13 protein-coding genes are annotated in these 20,506 nt (G+C 66.0%); 6 read left to right on the plus strand and 7 right to left on the minus strand.

Annotated elements, in window-relative coordinates; all coding sequences use genetic code 11:
- Positions 1-79: 79 nt before the first annotated feature.
- Positions 80-256 carry a hypothetical protein gene (locus I6F33_RS27510; RefSeq protein ID WP_172788150.1) on the minus strand — a complete coding sequence of 59 codons (177 nt, stop codon included), beginning with the start codon at positions 254-256 and terminating at the stop codon, positions 80-82.
- Positions 257-265: 9 nt separating this feature from the next.
- Positions 266-499 carry a hypothetical protein gene (locus tag I6F33_RS27515; RefSeq protein ID WP_036011788.1) on the minus strand — a complete coding sequence of 78 codons (234 nt, stop codon included), beginning with the start codon at positions 497-499 and terminating at the stop codon, positions 266-268.
- A 198-nt stretch (positions 500-697) separates the two neighbouring features.
- Between I6F33_RS27515 and I6F33_RS27520 the strand changes: the two genes are divergently transcribed.
- The 3 genes from I6F33_RS27520 to I6F33_RS27530 all read left to right on the plus strand — a co-directional run bounded on the left by I6F33_RS27520 (position 698) and on the right by I6F33_RS27530 (position 4,840).
- Positions 698-2,785, plus strand: a complete 2,088-nt coding sequence (locus I6F33_RS27520) for a PQQ-dependent sugar dehydrogenase (protein ID WP_225144679.1) — start codon at positions 698-700, stop codon at positions 2,783-2,785.
- Entirely contained in the window at positions 2,742-3,683 is a 942-nt protein-coding gene (locus tag I6F33_RS27525; protein WP_225144680.1) for an SMP-30/gluconolactonase/LRE family protein, read from the plus strand. The genes I6F33_RS27520 and I6F33_RS27525 overlap by 44 nt, the downstream gene beginning before the upstream one ends.
- 131 nt (positions 3,684-3,814) lie before the next feature.
- Positions 3,815-4,840: a histone deacetylase family protein gene (locus tag I6F33_RS27530; RefSeq protein ID WP_036011774.1), complete on the plus strand. Its 1,026-nt coding sequence runs from the start codon at positions 3,815-3,817 to the stop codon at positions 4,838-4,840.
- Between the two features lie 234 nt (positions 4,841-5,074).
- On the opposite strand, the gene I6F33_RS27535 is transcribed toward I6F33_RS27530, so the two are convergent.
- The 3 genes from I6F33_RS27535 to I6F33_RS27545 all read right to left on the minus strand — a co-directional run bounded on the left by I6F33_RS27535 (position 5,075) and on the right by I6F33_RS27545 (position 12,782).
- Positions 5,075-5,806, minus strand: a complete 732-nt coding sequence (locus tag I6F33_RS27535) for a 4'-phosphopantetheinyl transferase superfamily protein (RefSeq protein WP_036011772.1) — start codon at positions 5,804-5,806, stop codon at positions 5,075-5,077.
- Between the two features lie 221 nt (positions 5,807-6,027).
- The gene (locus tag I6F33_RS27540) at positions 6,028-6,198 is read right to left on the minus strand and encodes a hypothetical protein (protein WP_167361674.1); all 171 of its coding nucleotides are present in this window, start codon (positions 6,196-6,198) and stop codon (positions 6,028-6,030) included.
- Positions 6,199-6,338: 140 nt separating this feature from the next.
- Entirely contained in the window at positions 6,339-12,782 is a 6,444-nt protein-coding gene (locus I6F33_RS27545) for a non-ribosomal peptide synthetase (RefSeq protein ID WP_225144681.1), read from the minus strand.
- A 136-nt stretch (positions 12,783-12,918) separates the two neighbouring features.
- Between I6F33_RS27545 and I6F33_RS27550 the strand changes: the two genes are divergently transcribed.
- The 3 genes from I6F33_RS27550 to I6F33_RS27560 all read left to right on the plus strand — a co-directional run bounded on the left by I6F33_RS27550 (position 12,919) and on the right by I6F33_RS27560 (position 18,223).
- Complete coding sequence (locus tag I6F33_RS27550) at positions 12,919-16,383, plus strand: AAA family ATPase (protein WP_225144682.1); 3,465 nt, start codon at positions 12,919-12,921, stop codon at positions 16,381-16,383.
- 1 nt (position 16,384) lies between these two features.
- Positions 16,385-17,179 (plus strand): protein-L-isoaspartate O-methyltransferase, encoded by a 795-nt coding sequence (locus I6F33_RS27555; RefSeq protein ID WP_225144683.1) that lies wholly within the window; start codon positions 16,385-16,387, stop codon positions 17,177-17,179.
- A gap of 96 nt (positions 17,180-17,275) precedes the next feature.
- Positions 17,276-18,223 carry a DUF6492 family protein gene (locus I6F33_RS27560; RefSeq protein WP_225144684.1) on the plus strand — a complete coding sequence of 316 codons (948 nt, stop codon included), beginning with the start codon at positions 17,276-17,278 and terminating at the stop codon, positions 18,221-18,223.
- Positions 18,224-18,327: 104 nt separating this feature from the next.
- Here the strand turns inward: I6F33_RS27560 and I6F33_RS27565 are convergent, their stop codons facing one another.
- Both I6F33_RS27565 and I6F33_RS27570 read right to left on the minus strand, forming a co-directional pair.
- Positions 18,328-19,395 carry an endo-1,4-beta-xylanase gene (locus I6F33_RS27565; RefSeq protein ID WP_225144685.1) on the minus strand — a complete coding sequence of 356 codons (1,068 nt, stop codon included), beginning with the start codon at positions 19,393-19,395 and terminating at the stop codon, positions 18,328-18,330.
- A complete protein-coding gene (locus I6F33_RS27570) occupies positions 19,392-20,480 on the minus strand; it encodes a glycosyltransferase family 1 protein (protein WP_225144686.1) in 1,089 nt (362 codons plus the stop codon). The genes I6F33_RS27565 and I6F33_RS27570 overlap by 4 nt, the downstream gene beginning before the upstream one ends.
- Between the last annotated feature and the right edge of the window lie 26 nt (positions 20,481-20,506).

The raw sequence follows: 20,506 nt of genomic DNA on the forward strand, positions 1-20,506 counted from the left end.
ATCCGAGCCCCCAAAACGTGGAATGGCCGGGTCAAGCCCGGCCATGACGACGATTAGTGCGATTTCTACGGCCGCGCGCTCAGCGCATGCGATCCAGCCGGCTGGCCTGGTACTTGGCGCGCCATTTCGGGCCGGGTCCGCGCATGTAGTGCAGCTCGGGGCGGTAGGGATTGGCTGCGACGCGGATCAGCGTCTGCCATCTGGTGGCGACGAAGCTGAGGGGCTGGCGCAGCAGGCTCAATGAAGCGAGCAACATGGCATCACCTCAATGCGGCTTGCCGAGCATGGCGGTGAAGGGGAGGTCGAACAGATCCTCGCCGTCGGAGCCGCTGACGTGGATCACCCAGTCGCGCCAGTCCTCGGCGCCGGGGGTCTGGATCATCGAGTTCATGATCTGAGCGGCGCGGTCGCGCGCCTCGGTCAGATTGGCGACTGCGGCGCCGTAGCGGTCGATCAGCGTGCCCTCGGTGTTGGAGCAGTGAAAATAGACCTGGACCATAGGCGCCTCCTGTAGAAAGCGATCGGGACGGCAAACCGATACCACCCCAAGCATTCGCGAAACATTCGGGTCGAGCCCGGTAAGGAAATCTACGGATATTGGTCGGACCCAAGGTCGTTACAGGTTTAATCACAGGCGGGTGATGACTGGACGGCACCGCGGCGGCATGGAACAACGCCCGCGGGAAGGCGGCTCACGGTGAACCAGTTCACATTCGATCGCGAACGGCCAAATTTGCGCTTGCCTGCAGCGGTCGTTCTTGCAGCGGGCTTCGCCGCCGCGCTGCTCGGCTTCGCCCCGGCTTCGTCCGAGCCGGTCAGAAAGAGCGGCTACGCGATCGGCGCGGAAGCCTGCGGCAGCGGCGATCTCGCCTTTCCCAGGATCCAGATCGACATGAAGGCGGGATATTGCGCCGGCCTCGTCGCCAGCGAGGGGGACCGCCTCAAATTTCCGCGCTCGATCGTCCAGGTGCCCGGCCGCGACCTTTTGGTGGTCGCCGATATGGGCGGCTGGGGCCACACCGACGGGCGGCTGCTGCTGCTCGATCCGCGTGCCCCGCAGGGGCAACGCTTCAAGGAGCTGCTGACGGGGATAGAATATCCGTTCGCTCTCGTCATCGGCCCGGACAAAAAGCTTTATGCCTCGACCGCGGAGACGATCTTCCGGTTCGACCCGCTCGCGGACAATCCACGCAGCACGGTCGAGACCATCATCCGCCACTTGCCCGGCCGTCGGATCACGCTGGCGGATGGCACGAGGACTGATGAGAGCGCGCATCCGCTCAAGCAGTTCGTGTTCGACCGGAACGGCCGGCTGTTCGTCAATGTCGGCTCGCACAGCGACGATTGCATCACGCCTGCGCCGATCACAAGACCCTGTGCGGCGGCCGAGGGCGTGTCCGCGCTGGCATCGATCTGGCTGTTCACGCCGCCCGCAGGCGGCGTCTTCCCGGCATTGAAACCTGGCGATCCCGACCCGCCGCACATTGTCTATGCGCGCGGCCTGCGCAACTCGATGGCGCTGGTGCTGCACCCGAAGTTTCCGGACGCTGGCTACGCCTTCCTGCAAGGCGAGAACGCCCGCGACCTGCCCGACATCTTCAAGCCGAACGAGGAGATCAACGCGATCGAGCAGGGCAGGCACTACGGCTGGCCCTATTGCTACGATTTGTCGACGCCGAGCCCGGAATTCAGGCTAGTGCTGCAATCAGGCACGTACAAGTCGTTCTGCTCGGCGAATGTGCTCTACAAGGCGCCGTTGTCACTGCTGCCGCCACACGGGGCGCCGCTCGCGATGTTGTATTACCACGGCGCGAAATTCCCCGAGCTGGAAGGCAAGCTCTTGGTTGGCCTGCACGGCTATCGGCCGACCGGCAGCCGGCTGCTGGTCTATGACGTCGACGATCACGGCTTTCCAAAGCCCAGCGCGGCACCGGTGCGCTATCACGTCAGTTGCGCAGCCGAGCCGACCCGCAGTTTCCGGACCCATGCCGGCGAGGTCGCCGCCGCGCCGTTCGAAGAGCTGATCGCCGGCTGGCACCGCGTCAACGGCGCGCGGCCGCAAGGTGCGCCGGTCGGCATGACGGTGGCCGAGGACGGCGCGATCTGGCTGGTCGAGGACAAGAACAAGACCGTGATCCGCATCGATCGCGCTGCTGGCGAAGCGCCTGCGCCTCTCCCCTGCGATACGCGCAGCCAGGCGATGATCGACCAGCTCGCAGCCTTCGTCGCCAGAGACGCGCAGAACAGCGTTCGCCTCACCACCTTGCGCAAGGGCCTCGTCGAGAAACATTGCGTCGGCTGCCATTCGGATTTCGGCCTGAGCGCGGGGCAATCGGATGCGGAGAAGGACAGGGCGGTGCTGCACTTCATGCTGGCGCAGGACGGCTGGATCTACCCTGGCGATCCCGACGCCGGCAGGCTGCGGACGCGCCTGCGCGGCCTAGGCGCCGAGAAGCTGATGCCGCCGGGCGGCGAGAGCCTGCCCAAGACCGAGCCCGGTTACACGCGCCTGCTCGATACCGCGGACCTGTTCGTCGCCAAAATGGTGCCGGGCACGCGGATGCGGATCAAGCCAGGCCCGCCGCAGCGGAAGTTTTTCAGCAAGGCCAACAAGGAATGCGGCGAAATACCGGCTGGAAACGTCGTCGTCGTGACACAAAGGAGCGCTGTAGACAGACCCGGCTTTAGCCGATTCTTCCGGCCAGCCGATCCCTATCTGAACGGCGAGTGCACCGACGGCGATGGCTATTACATCCGGCAGGAACTTCTGGTGCCTGTGCAGTAGCATCCTGCTGGTCGCGACGCTGCCAGCCGCCGGTGCCGAAACAAAACTGTTCGAAAGCGCACAGGTGACGCCCGCCAGCGAATACACCTTCGGCATCGAAGGGCCGGCCGCCGATCTCGACGGCAATCTGTTCGTCGTCAATCTCGGCAAGCCCGGCACCATCGGCAAATTGCCCGCGGGTGGCGCCGCCTCGGAGCTGTTCACGACGCTCCCCGACGGCAGCGTCGGCAACGCGATCCGTTTCGACCGCAGCGGCACCATGTTCATCGCCGACTACAAGAAGCACAACATCTTCGCCATCCCCAAGGGTGCCACCGAGCCCGCGGTGTGGTTTCACTCCGGCGAGATGAGCCAGCCCAACGACATTACGATCGCGCCGGACGGCACGATCTACGCGAGCGATCCGAACTGGAAGGGGCGCGAAGGCCACATCTGGCGCATCGCCAGGGGAGCGGACGGTACGGTGCGGGGGCAGGTGATGTCGACGCCGCGCGCCATGGGCACCACCAACGGCATCGACCTCAGCCCTGACGGCAAGACGCTCTATGTGGGCGAATCCAGCAGCGGCCAGATCTGGTCCTATGCGATCAGCGGCAACGAGCTGACGGCTGCAAAACTCGTCAAGGCGTTTCAGCCCGACACCATCGACGGCCTGCGCACCGACGTTGCCGGCCGCCTCTACGTCGCGCGCATTCTCAAGGGCACGATCGCGCTGATGAAGCCGACCGGCGCTGTCGAGCGCGAGATCCCGCTGAAGGCCAAGGAGCCGACCAACATTGCCTTCGGCGGCAGCGACGGCAAGACCGTCTTCGTCACCCAGCGCCAGGGTGGCTTCATCGAGTCCTTCCGCACCGACCAGCAGGGCCGCGAGCACTGCCTCCAGCGTGGGGGTTGCTGAGCTTCGCAAGCGCTCTGCTTTCCGCGCAGGGCAGCGCGACGATGGACGGCATTCTTCTTGCTTGCATCCGGCGGCCGTGGCGATCAAGACTCTGCGGCACGTCCAGTAGCAGGCGACCACGGAGTGTTTGAGTGAAAGCCGTCCATACCGAGCTGCACCGCAGCCACGACCCGCAATTCTTCTTGGTGCGTGGTGTCGTCAAGCGCACCACAGAGCAGCCCGAGCGCGCCGATCGCCTGCTCAGGGGATTGAAGGACGGCAGGCATCAACTGGTCGAACCAACCAAGTTCGGGCCCGGTCCGCGCGCACGCGTTCACAGTCCGGAATACCTGTCGTTCCTCAGCGAAGCCTGGGACGCCTGGACGGCGCTCGGCGATTCCGGCCCGGAGATGATCGGCAATGTCCATCCCGTGCGCCATGCCGCGACCTATCCGACCCACATCGTCGGTAAGCTCGGCTGGCACACCGCCGACACCGCAGCGCCGATCGGTCCGGGCACGTGGGCCGCGGCCTGCGCCGCCACCGACGTTGCGGTCACTGCTGCGCAGATGGTGATGGACGGCGAGGACGCGGTCTACGCGCTCTGCCGCCCGCCCGGCCATCACGCCTATCGCGATATGGCCGGCGGCTTCTGCTTCCTCAACAACAGCGCGATCGCGGCGGCGCATCTGCGGCAGAAGCACGAGCGCGTCGTGATCCTGGACGTCGATGTCCATCACGGCAACGGCACGCAAGGCATCTTTTATGCCCGGCCCGACGTCTACACGATCTCGATCCATGCCGACCCCGTTGCGTATTATCCGTACGTATGGGGCTATGCGCATGAGCGCGGCGAAGGACCCGGCCTCGGCACCAACCTCAACATTCCGCTTCCCATCGGCACCGGCGATGACGGCTATCTCCAGGCGCTGGACATCGCGCGCAAGGCGATCGAATCCTTTGCACCCGGCGCCCTCGTCATCGCACTCGGCCTCGATGCTTCCGAGCACGATCCGCTCAAGGGATTGGCCGTCACCACACCCGGCTTCCGCCGCATCGGCCAGGCCATCGCGAAGCTGGGCCTGCCGACCGTGCTCGTGCAGGAAGGCGGCTATCTCTCGGACATTCTCGGCGCCAACCTGACCTCTGTGCTGGCGGGATTCGAAGAAGCGCGGTGATGCTTACCTCTCCCCGCTTGCGGGGAGAGGTCGGAATTTGCGCAGCAAATTCCGGGTGAGGGGGTACAGGTCGCGCGGCGGTCCCCTGTGCGGAGAGAGGTCCCTCACCCCGACCACTCAACGCGAGCGAAGCTCGTCGCGTCCCCGTAACAACGGGGCGAGGGAGAAGAAGCCGCGTCGCTCGCGACTCAAAACATCCCACTCGGCGCACGCGCCTTGCAGACACGAGCCGCCTCACTCAGCCGCTTCGCGGAGGGGCCAGGCATGGCGGCTGATGGGAAGGCCGCCGTCCGCGCGGGAGCCGTCGGCGATCGCGAGGCGATGCGCGGGCGATGGCGAGCACAGCGAGAAGCGCCAGGCGTCCGGATCGTCGACGATGTCGGGCTTGAAGCTGATCTCGATGGCCTCGCGTGACACCTGCATGGCGAAGGCGTCGAGCGGCAGATTGAGCCCAAAGCCCCTGGCCTTCAGATAGGCCTCCTTGAGCGTCCAATAATCGAAAAAGCGCTCGATCGCCGCGGCCTCCGGCAGTCCGCGCAAGGCTTCGACCTCTTCCGGCGCAAAGAAGCGAAGCGCGGTGGACAGCGGCGCGACGCGCCGCGACACGGTTTCGACGTCGACCCCGACGGCCTCATGCCGCGACACCACGCAGGCGACGCAGCCGTCGGCATGCGACAGGCTGAAATGCAGCGCGGTCGAGGTGGCTGGTGCTGCGACGAACGGCCGGCCATAGCGGCCCGCGCCAAACGACCAGTCGGTGGGCGCGACGTTGGAAGCGACCTGTGACAGCGCCAGGCGCAACATCGCATGCGCGAAGATGTATTGCCGCCGATGCCGCTCGAACACGAAGCGATCGGCCCGGGCCCGCTCGTCGACCGAGAGCAGGCGTCGGCACGCCTCCGCCGCGCCCGGCACGTCAATGCTCTCGATCAGTCCGACAAAGAGTTCGATTCTGTCGTCTGCCATCAATTGGGCCCATGGCGTCGGGCGAGGCCAAATCCCTCGGTGCCGACGGAAGAAACAACTGCGCAAGAATCAGCCGAGAGGACCGTACCTAGCGGTCCACCCGGGCGAATTCTTGTCGATTTGCAGGCCGGTTTACAGGCGCAAGCTTGTGCGAGCCCCCAAACTCGACACGCAAGCGGCCGCTCTGCGAAGATTCGTACGGCCGTCCCCGACCGACGAGTTTACTTCTTCTTGGACTTCTTCTTCTTGGACCCGCGCAGAGCCTTAAGGCTGGCGTCGACATCCTTCAGTGCGAGCTGGAGTTTTTGCTTCTCGAAATTGAGCAGGTCTTGCAGCGCCTTGCGGTCCTCCGCGCTGAGCGAGGTCTTCTTGGTAAATTTGATGAAACCCATAACACTCCCCCGGTTGAAAATGATCATCCCAAATCAAAATCCGAGAATAATCTTGCGCGACGACGCCAAATAATCAAGCTGCAACTTGATCATTCACAGCTTTGGGGCGTGAACCCGTATTCTGGCGCGATGTCGCGGCATCAAGCGGCCCTGCGCGCGAGCAATCTGCCGAGTGGTGCGTTGGGCTGGGCGATCGCCGCCGTTAGCAGGGCGACGAGGTCCTCCATCCATTCGCCGACCGCTCGGCCCTCGAGCAAATCGCGCTTGTAATTGCAGGAGCCGGTAATGCCGGTCGGGCGCTCCTTGAGCATCAGCGACAGCCAGGTCTGGTCGATCGGCAGCACCGGCTGGCCTTCGCGCGTGACGTTGCCGATCGATTCCGTCGCGAGATCCGGGAGATCGAGCGGCCGGCGCAACGGATTCTGCAGCGTGAAATAGACCTGGAGCAGCGAGGCCGGATCGATCCCCTCCTGCTCCAGTCGATCGGCCAGGACGTTGAACGGCAGCTCCTGCCGCGCATGCGCCTCGAGCACGCTCTGGCGCACCCGCAGCAGAGCCTGCGCGAAAGACAGGTCCGGCGTGATTGTCGTGCGGACGATCACCGTGTTCTCGAACGGGCCGATGATCCGGTCGGTGTCCGGCTGGGCACGATTGGCCATCGCGGTCGCGACCGCGATGTCGGTGCGGCCCGTCCGGGCCAGCAGCATGGCCTTCAGGCCGGTGAGGAAGCACATGAACAGCGTGCAATTGTGCTGGCCGGCAAACGCCGTCAACCGGGCGATCAGCTCGCGCTCGAGGCAGACCGGATGATGCCCGGTGGAGGCGCCCGGGCTCGATTCGCCGTCGAAGAGGGGACCCGCTCCGCGCAAATTCAGGATCCAGTCGGAAGCCTGGCGGCGCGCCGCGTCGGTGCCGCACCACCAGCGCTGCCAACGTGCCACGTCCGAAAAGGCCGGCGGCGGCTTCGGCAGCGGCGCGGACGGATATCCGGCCAGCGCGGCATAGCGGCTCGACAATTCCTCGAACAGCACGCCGATCGACCAGCCGTCGACGACGGCGTGATGCAGCGTCAGCAGCAGCACGTGGTCGTCGTCGTGGAGCCGCAACAGCCGGGCGCGCAACAGCGGCGCGCGCGTGGTGTCGATCGGGGTATAGGCCTCCTGCTCGATCAGGAGATCGATCTTCCTGAGCTCGAGCGCCTTGCGCCGCTTGTTGTTGTGGGAATGACCGTCGCCGATCGTCTCGACCGTCATGATTCGGCCGAGCGTGCGTGGCGCGGCGATGCGGCTTTCCGGCTCATCGCCGTTCCAGGCGAACGCGGTGCGCAGCGATTCGTGCCGGCGCACCACGTCGTCGATCGCCTTTGCCAGGGCGGCCGAATCGAGCGGGCCCTGCAGGCGGAAGGCGAAGGGCAGGTTGAGCTGCGGCAGCCCCGGCAGATTGCGCTCGATGTGCAGCATCTGGCCCTGTCCGGTGGAAGGCGCCGGCGGCCCGCCCGCAGCCGATCGCGGCAGGCTTGCGGCAGGCTTGTGCGGCTTCGTGGCCACGGTCTGTTCGACCCGCCGCGCCAACCCCTCGATCGTCGGCGCCTCGAAGATGGCCTTGATCGGCAGCGACACGCCGAGCGCCCGCGCGATGCGCGCCATCACCTGGCCGGCCAGCAGCGAATGGCCGCCGAGGTCGAAGAAATTGTCGGTAACACCGATGCGTTCGACGTTCAGCAGGTCGATCCAGATGTCGGAGAGCACCTTTTCGGTGAAGCGCCGCGCCGGGACGACCGCATCCGCGCCGGACGTTTCCGGCGGGACGGACGCCAGCAGCGCCGAGCGGTCGATCTTGCCATGGGCGTTGAGCGGCACCTGATCCAGGAACAGGAAGGCGGCGGGGATGGCGTGAACGGGCAGGCGGCTCTTCAGGAAGTCGCGCATCTCGCTGGCGCTGCTCCGGCTGCCGGGCTTGGCGACGACATGGGCGATCAGCCTGATGTCGCCGCTCGCCTCGCGGCGCGGTTCGACGATGGCAGCGCGCACGCTTGGATGCTCGGCCAGCGCGTTCTCGATCTCCTTGAGCTCGATACGATAGCCACGGATCTTGACCTGATGGTCGGCGCGGCCGAGGCATTCGAGCGTCCCGTCGGCGCGGCGCCGGGCCAGATCGCCGGTCCGGTAGAGCCGGCTGCCGGCCTGGCGCGAGAACGGATCGGGCAGAAAGCGCTGCCGGCTCTGCGCGGGATCGTTGATATAGCCGCGGCCGATTCCGGCGCCGCCGATGCAGAGCTCGCCGGTCACGCCGATCGGTTGCGGCTGGAGGTTTGCGTCGAGTACGTAGAGCTGCGTGTTCGGCAGCGGCGCCCCGACCGGAACGTTGGCCGTCGCGATCGCCGGCGCTTTGGTCAGGCGGTGCAGGGAGGCGTCGTCCGAACATTCCGAGGCGCCATAGGCATTGATCAGCGGTACCCTCGGGCAGCAGGCAAACCAGGCCCGGCAGAGCTCGACGGGCAACGGCTCGCCGGTCGAGATCAGCAGCCGCAGCTTCGCGAAGGCGCGCCGGATCGGCGCCTCGTCCATACATTCGAGAATGAGGCGCAGCAGCGAGGGCACGATTTCGAGCACCGTGATGCCCTCGCGCTCGATCTCGCGCGCCAGCAGCATCGGGTCCTGCACGATCGCGTTGCCGCAGACATGGACGCGCGCGCCGACCATCGGACCGGCGAGGAATTGCCAGACCGAGATGACGAAGCTCTGCGGCGCGATCTGCGCGATCACGTCCTTAGGCGAGAGGCCGAGTTCGGAGATGAGCGAGGCCAGATGGTTCGACAGGCCGCGCTGCTCGATCATGACGCCCTTCGGCGCGCCGGAGGAGCCGGACGTATAGACGAGATAGGCAAGGCTCGAGGCGGCGCGGCGTGCGGCGCGGGCCGGCTTTGTCGACCCGGATGCAAGAGCGTCGTCGAGCTCGGCCACCGGGATGCGCTCGACCAGCGGTTCGAGCAGGGCCTCGACCATGGCAGACTGAGCCCGCCCGGTCAGCAGCACGCGGGCACAGCTCGATCCGAGGATGGTCGAGAGCCTTGCCGTCGGCTGGTCGGGATCGAGATTGAGGAAGGCCGCGCCGACGCGCTGCACCGCGATCATCGCGGCGAGCAGGTCGGGCCCGCGCTCCGCGAGCAGGGCAACCACGCTCTCGGCGCCGACGCCCTCACGGGCAAGCCAGCGCGCGGCCGCCCCAGTGCGACGCGCCAGCTCGCGATAGGTCAGGGACGTGCGACCGTCCGAGACCGCGACTGCGTTCGGCGTCTTCCTCGCCTGGCGCTCGAAGCGTTCGCTCAAGTTGCCGCGTGTGGTGAAATTGGCCGGCATGCCCCGGCCTTTTGCCAGCGCTTGCCGACGTTCGGCCTCGGTCAGGAGCGGCAGGCGCGAGATGCGCTGTTCCGGATTGGCGATGACGGCCTTGAGCAGCGCCTTGAACTGGGCCGCCATGGCTTCGATCGTCGCGGCCTCGAACAGATCGGTGGCGTATTCGAAGAAGCCGGTGAAGCGGCCATCGGCCTCGACCAGTTCGAGCGTGATGTCGAACCGCGCCACCCTGGGATCGACTTCCAGCCGCCGGGTCGACAGGCCAGGAAAGCGCGCCGCCTCGATCGAGGCGTTCTGGAGGATGAACATGATCCGGAACAGCGGATTGCCGTCGCTGCGGCGCGCCACCCGCAATGCGCGCAACACCTCCTCGATCGGAAGGTCCTGGTTGCGGTAGGCGTCCAGCGTGACCTGCCGCACCCGCCGCAACATCTCGCCGAAGCTCGGATCGCCGCTGAAATCGTTGCGCAGGACCAGGGTATTGGCGAACAGCCCGATCAGGCGTTCGCTCTCGATCTGGTTGCGGTTGGCGATCAGCGATCCCGTGGCGACGTCCTCATGCGAGGTGTGGCGGAACAACAGGCACTGGAAAGCGGCGAGCAGCGTCATGAACGGCGTGACGCCCTGGTTCTGGCTCAACGCGCGCAGCTCGGACGAGAGGGACTTTGAGAATTCAAGGTAGTGACGCGCTCCGTGTCCGCTCCAGATCTCAGGTCTCGGCCTGTCGGTTCTCAGCGGCAGCATGGTGACGCCGTCGAGCTGGGTCCGCCAATAATCGAGCTGCTCCCTGGCCGCGGGCGTCTGCGCCCAGCTTTGCTGCCAGAGTGCGAAGTCGCAATATTGGAAAGCGGGCGGCGGCAGTGCGGCCGAATGCTTCTTGCGTGTCGCGGCATAATGGACGGCGAGCTCCTGCCAGAACAGCCGCTGCGACCAGCCATCGGTGGCGAGGTGATGGACGTTGACCACCAGCGCATGGTTGTTCCTGTCGAACGACAGCAGTGTCGTCTTCAGGGGCGGCGCGTGGGCCAGGTCGAACTGACGTTGCGCAAGCCTGAGCGCCTCGCGCCGGATTGCCGCAGGCCGCCTGCCCGCAGGGCATGGCTTGAGCTTGATGCGCTCCAGCCGCGGCGTCGATGACAGCACGAGTTGCATCGGCTCGCCCTGGCGCTCGACGAACACCGAGCGCAGCGCCTCATGGCGCGTTGAGATCGCAGCGAGGCTCGCAGACAGCGCGGCGGCGTCGACCGGGCCCTTGAGGACGGCGATCTCGACGACGTTATAATTGTACCGCGTCGGGTCCAGTCGCGAGAGCACGTACATCCGCTGCTGCTGGAACGACAGCGGTGCGTCCGTGCCTGCAAGCCGGCGCCAGCCCGGCAGCGCCGTCTCGCGCCGGCTTGCGGCGGTCTCGATCCGGGCCGCAAGCGCTGCGACCGTCGGGCAATCGAAGATATCCTCGAACGAGAAGTCGACATTGAAGCGGTCGCGCAGGCGCGAGCGCATCTGTGTCACCGCGAGCGAATCCGCGCCGAGCGCGAAGACGTCCTGGTCGGCGCCGACCTGCGGCAGCTCCAACAGGCCGGCCCAGATCTCGGCGAGCTGGCTCTCGACCGCATTGCGCGGCAGCCGGGTCTCGTCGTCCGCGTCGACCGTTGCAATCAGCCCGGCGAGGGCGTTGCGCTTGACCTTGCCGCTGGCGCCCTTCGGCAGCGCCGCCACGCTGCGGATCACGCTCGGTATCTTGTAGGCCGCAAGCCGTTTTCGTGCGAATTGGCGCAACTGGTCCGGGGTCGCCTCGGCATTCGGCCGCAGCACCACGACGGCCGCGACGTTCTCGCCGAGCTTGTCGTGCGGGACCGCGAACACGCCGGCTTCCAGCACCGCCGGATGGCTGAGCAGGACGTCTTCCACCTCCAGCGGCGATATCTTCTGCCCGCCGCGGTTGATGACGTCCTTGATGCGGCCGACGATGAAGAGATAGCCGTCGTCATCGAGATAGCCGAGGTCGCCGGTCCTGAACCAGCCGTTGCGGAATGCGGCCCGCGTCGCCGGCTCGTCATTATAATAGCCGCGGCTCATGTTCGGCCCGCGCAGCACGATCTCGCCGTGCGCCCCGCTTGCGAGCGTGCGGCCGGTCTCGTCCATGATCGCGATCTCCGGGCCGGCGGCGCGACCGACCGACGCGACCTTGCGCAGCTCGAACCGATTGGCCGCAATCTGCGAGGCCGCCTCGGTCATGCCGTAAGTTTCGAGCACGGGAACGCCGAACGTTGTCTCCAGCCCGGCGAGAATCGTCGGCGCGAGCGAGGCCGAAGCCGACCGGATCACGCGCAGCGACGATGGTCGGGCGCGGTCGGGGTTTACTTCCGCCGCCGTCAGCAATGCGCGATGAATGGTCGGCACCGCCGTGTACCAGGTCGGTTGCAGCTCCCGCATCCAGCCGAAGAACGACGCTGCGTCGAAACCGTCGGTGCAGATCACGCTGGAGCCCGCGGCCAGCGCCGTGAGCAGGCCGGAGATCAAGCCATGGGCATGAAACAGCGGCAGGACGTTGAGCAGGCGATCATGCATCGTGAGCGACAGCACATGGCCGGCATTGTAAGCGGACAGGCAGACATTGCGATGGGTCAGCGGCACCATTTTCGGTCGCGCCGCCGTGCCTGACGTCAGCAGGATGAACGCATCGTCGTCGCCGCGCGAAGCGCCGCCGGCATTGGCCGGCCCGATCGCCGGAGCAATGAACGCGCAGCCGCCGAGATCGTGGGTGGGCCCCGCCACGAAATCGATCAATGCGATGTCGAGCATCCTGGCGGCGTCACGGCTCGCCGAGTTCATGTCGGCCCGGGTCACGAGCGCGGTCAGCTTCAGTTCGCTGAAATAGCGTTGCAGCTCGTCCGCCGTCAGATCGGGGTTGACGGGGACGCAGGCGCAGCCTGATGCGACTGCTAGCAGCGCCAGGGCAGTATCGGCGCCGCGCGGCAGCGCCACCGCGATGCGGTCTGCGGGACGGATGCCGAGTTCACGCAAGGCACGCACCAGTTGCCGGATCGACTCGGCCAGCGCGTCATAGCTGAGCGCCGGCCGGCCGGGAGCGAGGAGTGCGGGCGCCGCCGGCGTCCTGCGGGCGTAGAATTCGAGAAGGCCGCTGATATGCGCGAACACCTTCGTTTCGGCCGTGGTGCCGGCTGATGCTTCGTCCGCTCCGGATGCAATGTCCGACAACGCCATTCCCTTTTGGACCGATTAAGTTATTCTTCCAAGAAGTTGGGGAATGCGTCCAGTCCGAGGTGAAGTTTGGACCCCAAAATCTGTGGTTGAGGGGCCCTCGAGCCCTTCGACGGAGTAAGGGTCGGGCAGAATCACGATGCTGGAGAACGAGCCGAGCACGAGTTTGGAAGGTGGGCTGAATCACTGGCTCGAAAGCATCGGCCTCGGGCACTACACCGATCTTTTCGCGCAGCACCGCCTCGATCTCGACGTCATCGCGGATCTCACCGAAGCCGATCTGGTCGAGCTCGGATTGCCGCTCGGCGATCGCAAGCGGCTGCAGCGGGCGATGGCGGCGCTGTTTCAAGCGGAAACCACGGAGGCGCCGGCGGAGGCGCCGCGTCCGCAAATCCGGGCGGAGGTCGGAGCCGAACGGCGCCAGCTCACCACCATGTTCTGCGACATGGTGGATTCCACCTCGCTGTCCGCGCAGTTCGATCCGGAGGACGTCCGCGACATGATCGCGGATTTTCGCGAGACCTGCGTCCGGGTGGTCAAGCAATACGAGGGCTTTGCCGCCCGTTTCGTCGGCGACGGTATCCTGGTCTATTTCGGCTATCCGACCGCACATGAGGACGATGCCGAGCGCGCGGTGCGCGCCGGGCTCGAGATCGTGCGGGTGCTGTCGACGGCGCACGCGGTCGAGCCGCGCGGTGCGCTCAGCCATTCACCGGCCGTCCGCATCGGGATCGCGACCGGCCTCGTCGTGGTCGGCGATCTGGTCGGGCAGGGCACCGAGGAACGCGATTCCGCGGTCGGGGAAACCGTCAATCTCGCGGCGCGCCTGCAAGGCCTGGCGCCGCCCAACGGCGTGGTGATCTCGGCCTCGACGCAGTCGCTGCTGAAGGGGAAGTTCGACTATCGCAATCTCGGCGTCCACGACTTGAAGGGAATCTCCGAGAAGGCCCAGGCCTGGCACGTGGTGCGCGCCTCGCGGTTGGAGACCCGCTTCGCTGCGGCGATGGGTACGCGGCTGACGCCGCTCGTCAACCGCGAGGAGGAGATCGCGCTGTTGATGGGGCGCTGGCAGCAGGCCAAGGACGGCGACGGCCAGGTCGTGGTCAAGTTCGGCGAGCCCGGAATCGGCAAGTCGCGCATCATCCAGGAGATCTTCGAGCGGATATCGGGCGACCGCCATGGACAGGTCTCGCTGCAGTGCTCGCCCTATTACACCTCCACCGCGTTCCATCCGTTCGTCGAGCAGCTCAAATTCTCCCTCGGCCTCGATCGCGAGGATTCGTCCGCGCTGTCGTTGGCGAGCCTGGAGAACGCGATCGCCGCCGCCGATGGCGACATTGAGCAGGTCACCCCGCTGTTTGCCGCGCTGCTGTCGATACCGACCGGGGACCGCTATCCGCCGCTCGAGCTGTCGCCGCAGCAGCAGAAGGATGCGACGGTCGTCGCGCTGGTCAACCATTTCCTCGGCCTTGCGCGCGAGATGCCGCTGGTGATCGCGTTCGAGGATTTGCATTGGATCGACCCGACCTCCCGCGAGGTGGTCGACCTCCTGGTCGATCGGGTGCAGAACCAGCCGATCCTGGCGATCATCACCGCGCGCTCGGAATTCCAGGCGAGCTGGAACGCGCATTCGCACATCACCACCCTGGTCCTGAACCGCTTGAGCCGGCAGTTGCGCACGACGCTGGTCGAGCGCGTCGCGGGACGCGAGCTGCCCAAGGAGGTCGTCGAGGAGATCATCGTCAAGACCGACGGCGTGCCGCTGTTCCTGGAAGAGCTGACCAAGACGGTTCTGGAATCCAATCTGCTGACCGAGCGGCACGGGCGCTACGTGCTGTCGGGACCGTGGCGGCAGCTCGCAATCCCGGCCACCCTGACCGACTCGCTGATGGCGCGGCTCGATCGGATGGGACCCTTCAAGCGCATCGCGCAGATCGGCGCCACGATCGGCCGCGAGTTCTCCTACGAGACGCTGCACGCCGTTGCCAGTGCGCCGGCCGAGCAGATCGAGGCGGCGCTCAGCCATCTGCAGGAAGCCGGGCTGATCATGCGCCGCGGCCATCCGCCGGATGCGCTGTACTCATTCAAGCACGTGATGATCCAGAACGCCGCGCATGCGAGCCTGTTGCACAGCGAGCGGCGCAAGCTGCATGCGCGGATCGCCCAGGTGCTCGCCGAGATGTATCCGGAGAGGACCGAGCGCGAACCGGAGCTGCTCGCCCATCATTTGACCGAATCCGGCCAGAGCGAGGGCGCTGCCAGCTTCTGGCTCAAGGCCGGCAAGCAGGCGGCCAGGACCGGGGCCAATCTGGAGGCGATCGGCCACCTGCGCCGCGGGCTTAACGTCGTGCAGGCCAATGCGCGCATGCAGGGCGCGGACGAGATGGAGCTCAAGCTGCGCATCGCGCTCGGCAACGCGCTGATCGCCGCCAAGGGTTACGCGGTGCAGGAGGTCGAGGAGAACTACATCCGCGCGCTGGAACTCGGCCGTCAGCTCGATGACGACGAAAAGGTCTTCGCTGCGACGCGCGGGCTCTGGGTGTGCCATTTCATCCGCGCCGATCTCACCCGCGCGCACGATCTCAGCGTCGAGCTGTTGAAGTTTGCCAAGCGCGAGCGGCTGAACGAGCGGACGCAGCCGGCGCAGCAGACCGGCTATCTGATCGAGGCGCACCGCGCGATCGCGATGACCATGCTCTATCGCGGCCGCTTCGCAGCCTCGCAGCACCATTTGCACCGCTGCATCAACCTGTTCAGCCCCGATCTGCACTCCGACCTGATGGAACGGCACGGCATCGATCCCGGTGTCGTTTCGCTGTCCTATCTCGGTTACCTCCTGTGGTTCCTCGGTCGGCCCGACGCGGCGCGCCAGCACAGCGAGCAGGCGATCGCGAACGCCGAGAAGATCCGCCACCCCTTCACGCTCGCCTTCGCGCTGGTGTTCGGCGCCTATCTCCGCCAGCATTTGCGCGACGTCGAAGGCACGCGCGACTACGCCAATCGCGCCATGATCATTGCCACCGAGCACAATTTCCTGCACTGGAAGCAGCAGGCGGCGATCCTGCGCGGCTGGGCGCTGGCTCAGCTCGGCGAAGCCGACGAAGGCCTCGGCCAGATGCGCTTCGGCCTCGACGAGTACGAGGCGATGGATTCCTGGCTCGCCGGCTGCTGGTTCCGCTGTCTGCTCGCGGAAACCTACGCCAAGGTCGGGATGCGCGACGCCGCCTTGCGCGCGCTGGATGGTGCGCTTGCGACCGCAAGGCGGACCGGCGATCACTTCTATCTCGCCGAGGTCTATCGCATGCAAGGCGAGATCACGCTGGCGGGTGGCGACCCGGCGTCGGTCCAGGAGGCGGAGGACCTGTTCGGCCTTTCGCTGGAGACCGCACGCAAGCAGGGAGCGCTGTCCTGGGAGCTTCGCACCGCCGTCTGCCTCGCGCGCCTGTCGCATCAAGCCGGCAAGCGCGAGCACGCAAGACTCCTGCTCATGCCGATCGTCGGCAAATTCAGCGAGGGCTTTTACACGCCGGACCTGAAGCAGGCGATGCAGCTCCTCGATGAGCTCGGTAGCGACGCGGCGGTGCGCGAGCAGGCCGGTCTGTGACATGAGCGATCTTGCCGCCGCGCGTGCGCGCTACGCTGAGTTGATCGCCAGGCGCGAGCGGATTGCCTCGAAGCGTCTGCTCGCCGCGCTCGCCGCCGTTCCGCGCGAGGAATTTCTGCCAAGGGGACCGTGGCGCATCAAGGGCGAGGCAGCGCGCAGTTACCGGCTGACGCCCGACGCCGATCCCCTTCATCTCTACGACAACGTGCTGGTCGCGATCGATGCGCGCCGCAAGCTCGACACCGGCCTGCCGAGCCTGTGGGCGCATTTGATCGACACTCTCGACGTCAAGCGGATGGACCGTGTGGTGCAGATCGGCTGCGGCCTCGGCTATTTCTCGGCGGTGCTGTCGATGATGGTCGGCGAGAAGGGCCGCGTCCATGCGATCGAATGCGACGAGCGGCTCGCGACCCGGGCGGCGAGCTATTTGCGCGGCTATGGCAATGTCACGGTCGTCCACGGCGATGGATGCAAGGACGTGAGCGAGCCCGCCGATGTGATCATCGTCCATGCCGGCTTCCCGCACCCGCACCCGCTCTGGCTGCGGTCGCTCCGTCCGCGCGGCCGTCTTCTGGTGCCGCTGACCCAGCGCGACCGCGAAGGCGCCGCCCTCAAGATCACGCGGAGGGCCAGGGGTTTCGAGGCAGAGGCGATCCAGCAGATCCGGATCTTTCCCGGCCGGGGCCGCGGCGTGACCGCCCTCGACGACCGCGTCGCCGACTGGTGGCAGCGCGCCTCAGCCCTGGCACCGCTCCGCTTTCGCGAGCTGGAGCAGGGGCTGCCGTCGGATGGCTAACACTTCGTTTCGCTTTACCTTGATTTCGATCGTGAGTTTCCGGCATCTCGCATTGCCGCTATCAGTGCGGGTCTGATGGCCATTTGAGCGTGCTCCATGCATTCCGTTGCCCTGCTGACTGCCAGCTACGCCAAGGATATCGAACGCTTTTCGCTCCTTAGCGAGAGCATCGACACTTGGCTATCGGGATACAGGCGGCATTATGTACTCGTTAACGATGAGGACGTGCCGCTGTTCGCGCGCTTCGCGTCCGACAAGCGGGTCATCGTTCCGGCCTCGCGCTATCTGCCGAAGTGGCTGTTCGCGCTGCCGCCGGCGCTCCAGTTCGGCAGCCGGCGCGTCTGGCTGTCGCTGCTGTCCTCGCCGGTGCACGGCTGGCACATCCAGCAGATCCTGAAGATCGCCGGCGTCCTCAACGCGCCCGAGCAGCGCGTCTGCATCCTAGATTCGGACAATCTGTTCTTCCGCGAGTTCGACGTCAGCCGATATGCCGGCGCTGAGACGACGCCGCTGTTCGTCACGCGCAAAGCGATCGCCGCCGACCACCCGTTGCACGGCCTGTGGCTGCGCACCGTCGACCAGCTTCTCGGCATCAAGGAGCGCGCGTTCCCGGCGGACGATTATGTCGGCAACGCGCTGGTCTGGGACAGGGACACGGCGCGTGCGATGACGGACGCGATCAAGTCGGCGACCGGCCTGAGCTGGGTGCTGGCGCTGTGCCGGAAGAAGAAGTTTTCAGAGTATCTGCTCTACGGAAACTTCGTCGCCAATGCGCCGGAACACCTGGCGCGACATCGGCTCACCGAAGACAGCATCGCGGTCTCGCACTGGGACGACACGCCGCTCGACCGCCCGGCCATCGAAGCGATGATGCGCACGGCCTCGCCCGAGCAGGTCGCGCTTTGCATTCAGTCCTATTCGTCGACGTCGATCGCCGACATCCGCGACGTGTTCCGCCTGTCCTCGCGCGAGCGGCGCGCGCCGAGCCTGGCCCCCGATCATATCGGCGATGTGGCCGCGTTCGAAACGCCGAAGACACGCTGATTTCTAAAGCATGATCCGGAAAAGTGCATAGCGGTTTTCCGAAAAGATCATGCTCGAACAATAATCTAAAGCGCGATGACGATTCATCCTAATCGCATCGCGCTTTAGCCGCCCTTCGTGAACTTGCTGATGACGTCCATGAACGGCTTCGGCTTGAACTCGCCGTCGAGCGGCAGGGGGCGGTTCGGCTGCTTGTCCTTGCGGGCAAAGGTGCCGTTGATCCAGCTGTAACGGTCCGAGATGCCCCAGGTCAGGATCGACCGCACCGGGCCGCTCGCGGCAACGGCCGTCAGCAGGTCGTCGACGCGCTTGGCGACGACGGCGTCGCGCTCCGCAGGACTTCCCGCCAGCTTCTGGTCGTCGACGTCGAGCTCGGTGATGAGAACCTCGAGCCCCCAGGAACGCAGCTCGGTGACGAATTCGGCGAGCCCGTGCGTGTCGATCTCAAGCTCGGCGTGAAGATGCGCCTGCAGCCCGACGGCGTGGAGCGGAACGCCCTGATCGAGCAGGTCCATGATGAGGGTGCGATAGGCCGCCCGCTTGGCGATGAACGAGTCCTTCGCCGATTCGATGTCATATTCGTTGATCGCGAGCTTGACGAAGGGGTCGGCCGCCGCCGCCGTGCGGAACGCCAGCGGAATCCAGCGATCGCCGAGATGTTGCGTCCAGAAGGTGTCGCGCCGGTCCTTCGGGCTGCGCGGATTGTCCGGGATCGGCTCGTTGACGACGTCCCACGACGTCAGCTTGTCCTTGTAGTAGGAAACGACGGTGCCGATGTGGTCGAGATAGGCGCGTTCGACGCCCTTGCTGCCCTTGATCTGCTTGGTCCAGTCCGGAATGTCGTGATACCAGGCGAGTGCGTGGCCGCGCATGGTCAGATCGTTGTCGCGCGCGAAATCCAGGATCGCGTCGGCGCGCTCGAAGGTGAACGTATGGGCGTCCGGCCGCAGCATCGGCCATTTCAGCTCGAGCACCGGCACCACCTGCGTGCAATAGGTGCTGATGGCCTCGCCGAGCCGCGGATCGGCTTGCAGGTCCCAGAGCGTGGCGGCTGCGCCGTAGCCCGGGCGGCGTTGGACGCGTTTCGAGGCCGGCACCGCGGGCGCCGATGCGCCCGCCGCGAGCGTTGCGACACTGCCGAGCAGGAATTCGCGTCGGTCGAGCCCGGTCACGCGTGCCGCTGGATCGCGGCTTCCGCGATTTCGTAATAGTGAAGCGCGCCCTTCTCGAGCGTCAGGTGGTCCAGCACATAATCGCGCGGCGCGAAGCCTCCTGCGTCGACCTGCGACCAGAAACGGCCCCAGCCCGCCGCGAAGCTGCCCGCATCAGTGAAGGTCATGCCGCAGCGCGCGTCGAAATAGGGCACCGAGGACACGTTGCCCTCGTATCGCACCTTGTCCGGGAAATATTTCGGATCCTGCCAGGGTCCGCCGCGATCCCAGGCGAAGACGGGCACGCCGCTCGACAGTGCTTGCTGGCAGGCGATGCCCTGGCTCTCGTGCTCGCAGAGGAAGATCATGCTGCGGCAGCGCGCCAGCGCGGTCTTGTAATCCTCTTCCTTGTAGTGCCCGTAGCGGATCGTTTCGACCGTGCGTCCGCTGGCTTCGAGAAACTTTCGGATCGGCTCGATCAGCTCCGGTTGATACCGGTCGTAATCCCAGCGGACCTTGTCGTAGAGCAGCACGTCGATCTTCTTCTGCGCGGCCGGCGCCGGGACCCACAGATCCGTCTCGATGCCGACGGGCCAGGCACCGACATGGGGCCAGTGCGGACGGAACATGTCGGCATACCAGGCGCACGGCAACAGCACCTGCCTCACGTCGAGATCCTCTAGAGTTTCTGGTGCTTCGATTGGATGGTCATACATGGCGACGCCAAGCAGCAGTGGATTCTTCCACTTGAACCAGTCGAGCACGAACGGCCGGCCGATGATGCAGGCCAGTTCCTCCGGATGCTTCCGAATGTAGCGATAATCGTTGACGCGGTAGCGAATGCCAAGCCGATCGAGACCTGCGCACAGATTGAGCAGAACGCGCCGCTGTCCGCTGATGAAGGACTTGCCCAGCAGCAACCGGCGCAGCAGCGGCCGAAGGTGACGGTCGCCGGGAAACCAGCGGTCGTCTCGTTCCTCGAAGAAGAGGTTGAGGACCATCCTGTCGCGGCCCTTCGCGCCGGGATACGCCGGAGCCGCGGGAGCAGTGGCGGTTCGACGCGGGAGGGAGGTCGATCTCGCCCGTGTTCGTTCGACAACGTCCATATCAGTTACATCAGTGCGTCGGAGGA

The organism is Bradyrhizobium sp. BRP20 (genome assembly GCF_020194215.1).
In the GTDB taxonomy this organism is placed as follows: Bacteria; Pseudomonadota; Alphaproteobacteria; order Rhizobiales; family Xanthobacteraceae; genus Bradyrhizobium; species Bradyrhizobium yuanmingense.

Coding starts and splice junctions, on each gene's coding strand:
- I6F33_RS27510 (WP_172788150.1), bottom strand. CDS start 256: ATGTTGCTCGCTTCATTGAGCCTGCTGCGCCAGCCCCTCAGCTTCGTC.
- I6F33_RS27515 (WP_036011788.1), bottom strand. CDS start 499: ATGGTCCAGGTCTATTTTCACTGCTCCAACACCGAGGGCACGCTGATC.
- I6F33_RS27525 (WP_225144680.1), top strand. CDS start 2,742: ATGGCTATTACATCCGGCAGGAACTTCTGGTGCCTGTGCAGTAGCATC.
- I6F33_RS27535 (WP_036011772.1), bottom strand. CDS start 5,806: ATGGCAGACGACAGAATCGAACTCTTTGTCGGACTGATCGAGAGCATT.
- I6F33_RS27540 (WP_167361674.1), bottom strand. CDS start 6,198: ATGGGTTTCATCAAATTTACCAAGAAGACCTCGCTCAGCGCGGAGGAC.
- I6F33_RS27545 (WP_225144681.1), bottom strand. CDS start 12,782: ATGGCGTTGTCGGACATTGCATCCGGAGCGGACGAAGCATCAGCCGGC.
- I6F33_RS27550 (WP_225144682.1), top strand. CDS start 12,919: ATGCTGGAGAACGAGCCGAGCACGAGTTTGGAAGGTGGGCTGAATCAC.
- I6F33_RS27555 (WP_225144683.1), top strand. CDS start 16,385: ATGAGCGATCTTGCCGCCGCGCGTGCGCGCTACGCTGAGTTGATCGCC.
- I6F33_RS27560 (WP_225144684.1), top strand. CDS start 17,276: ATGCATTCCGTTGCCCTGCTGACTGCCAGCTACGCCAAGGATATCGAA.
- I6F33_RS27570 (WP_225144686.1), bottom strand. CDS start 20,480: ATGGACGTTGTCGAACGAACACGGGCGAGATCGACCTCCCTCCCGCGT.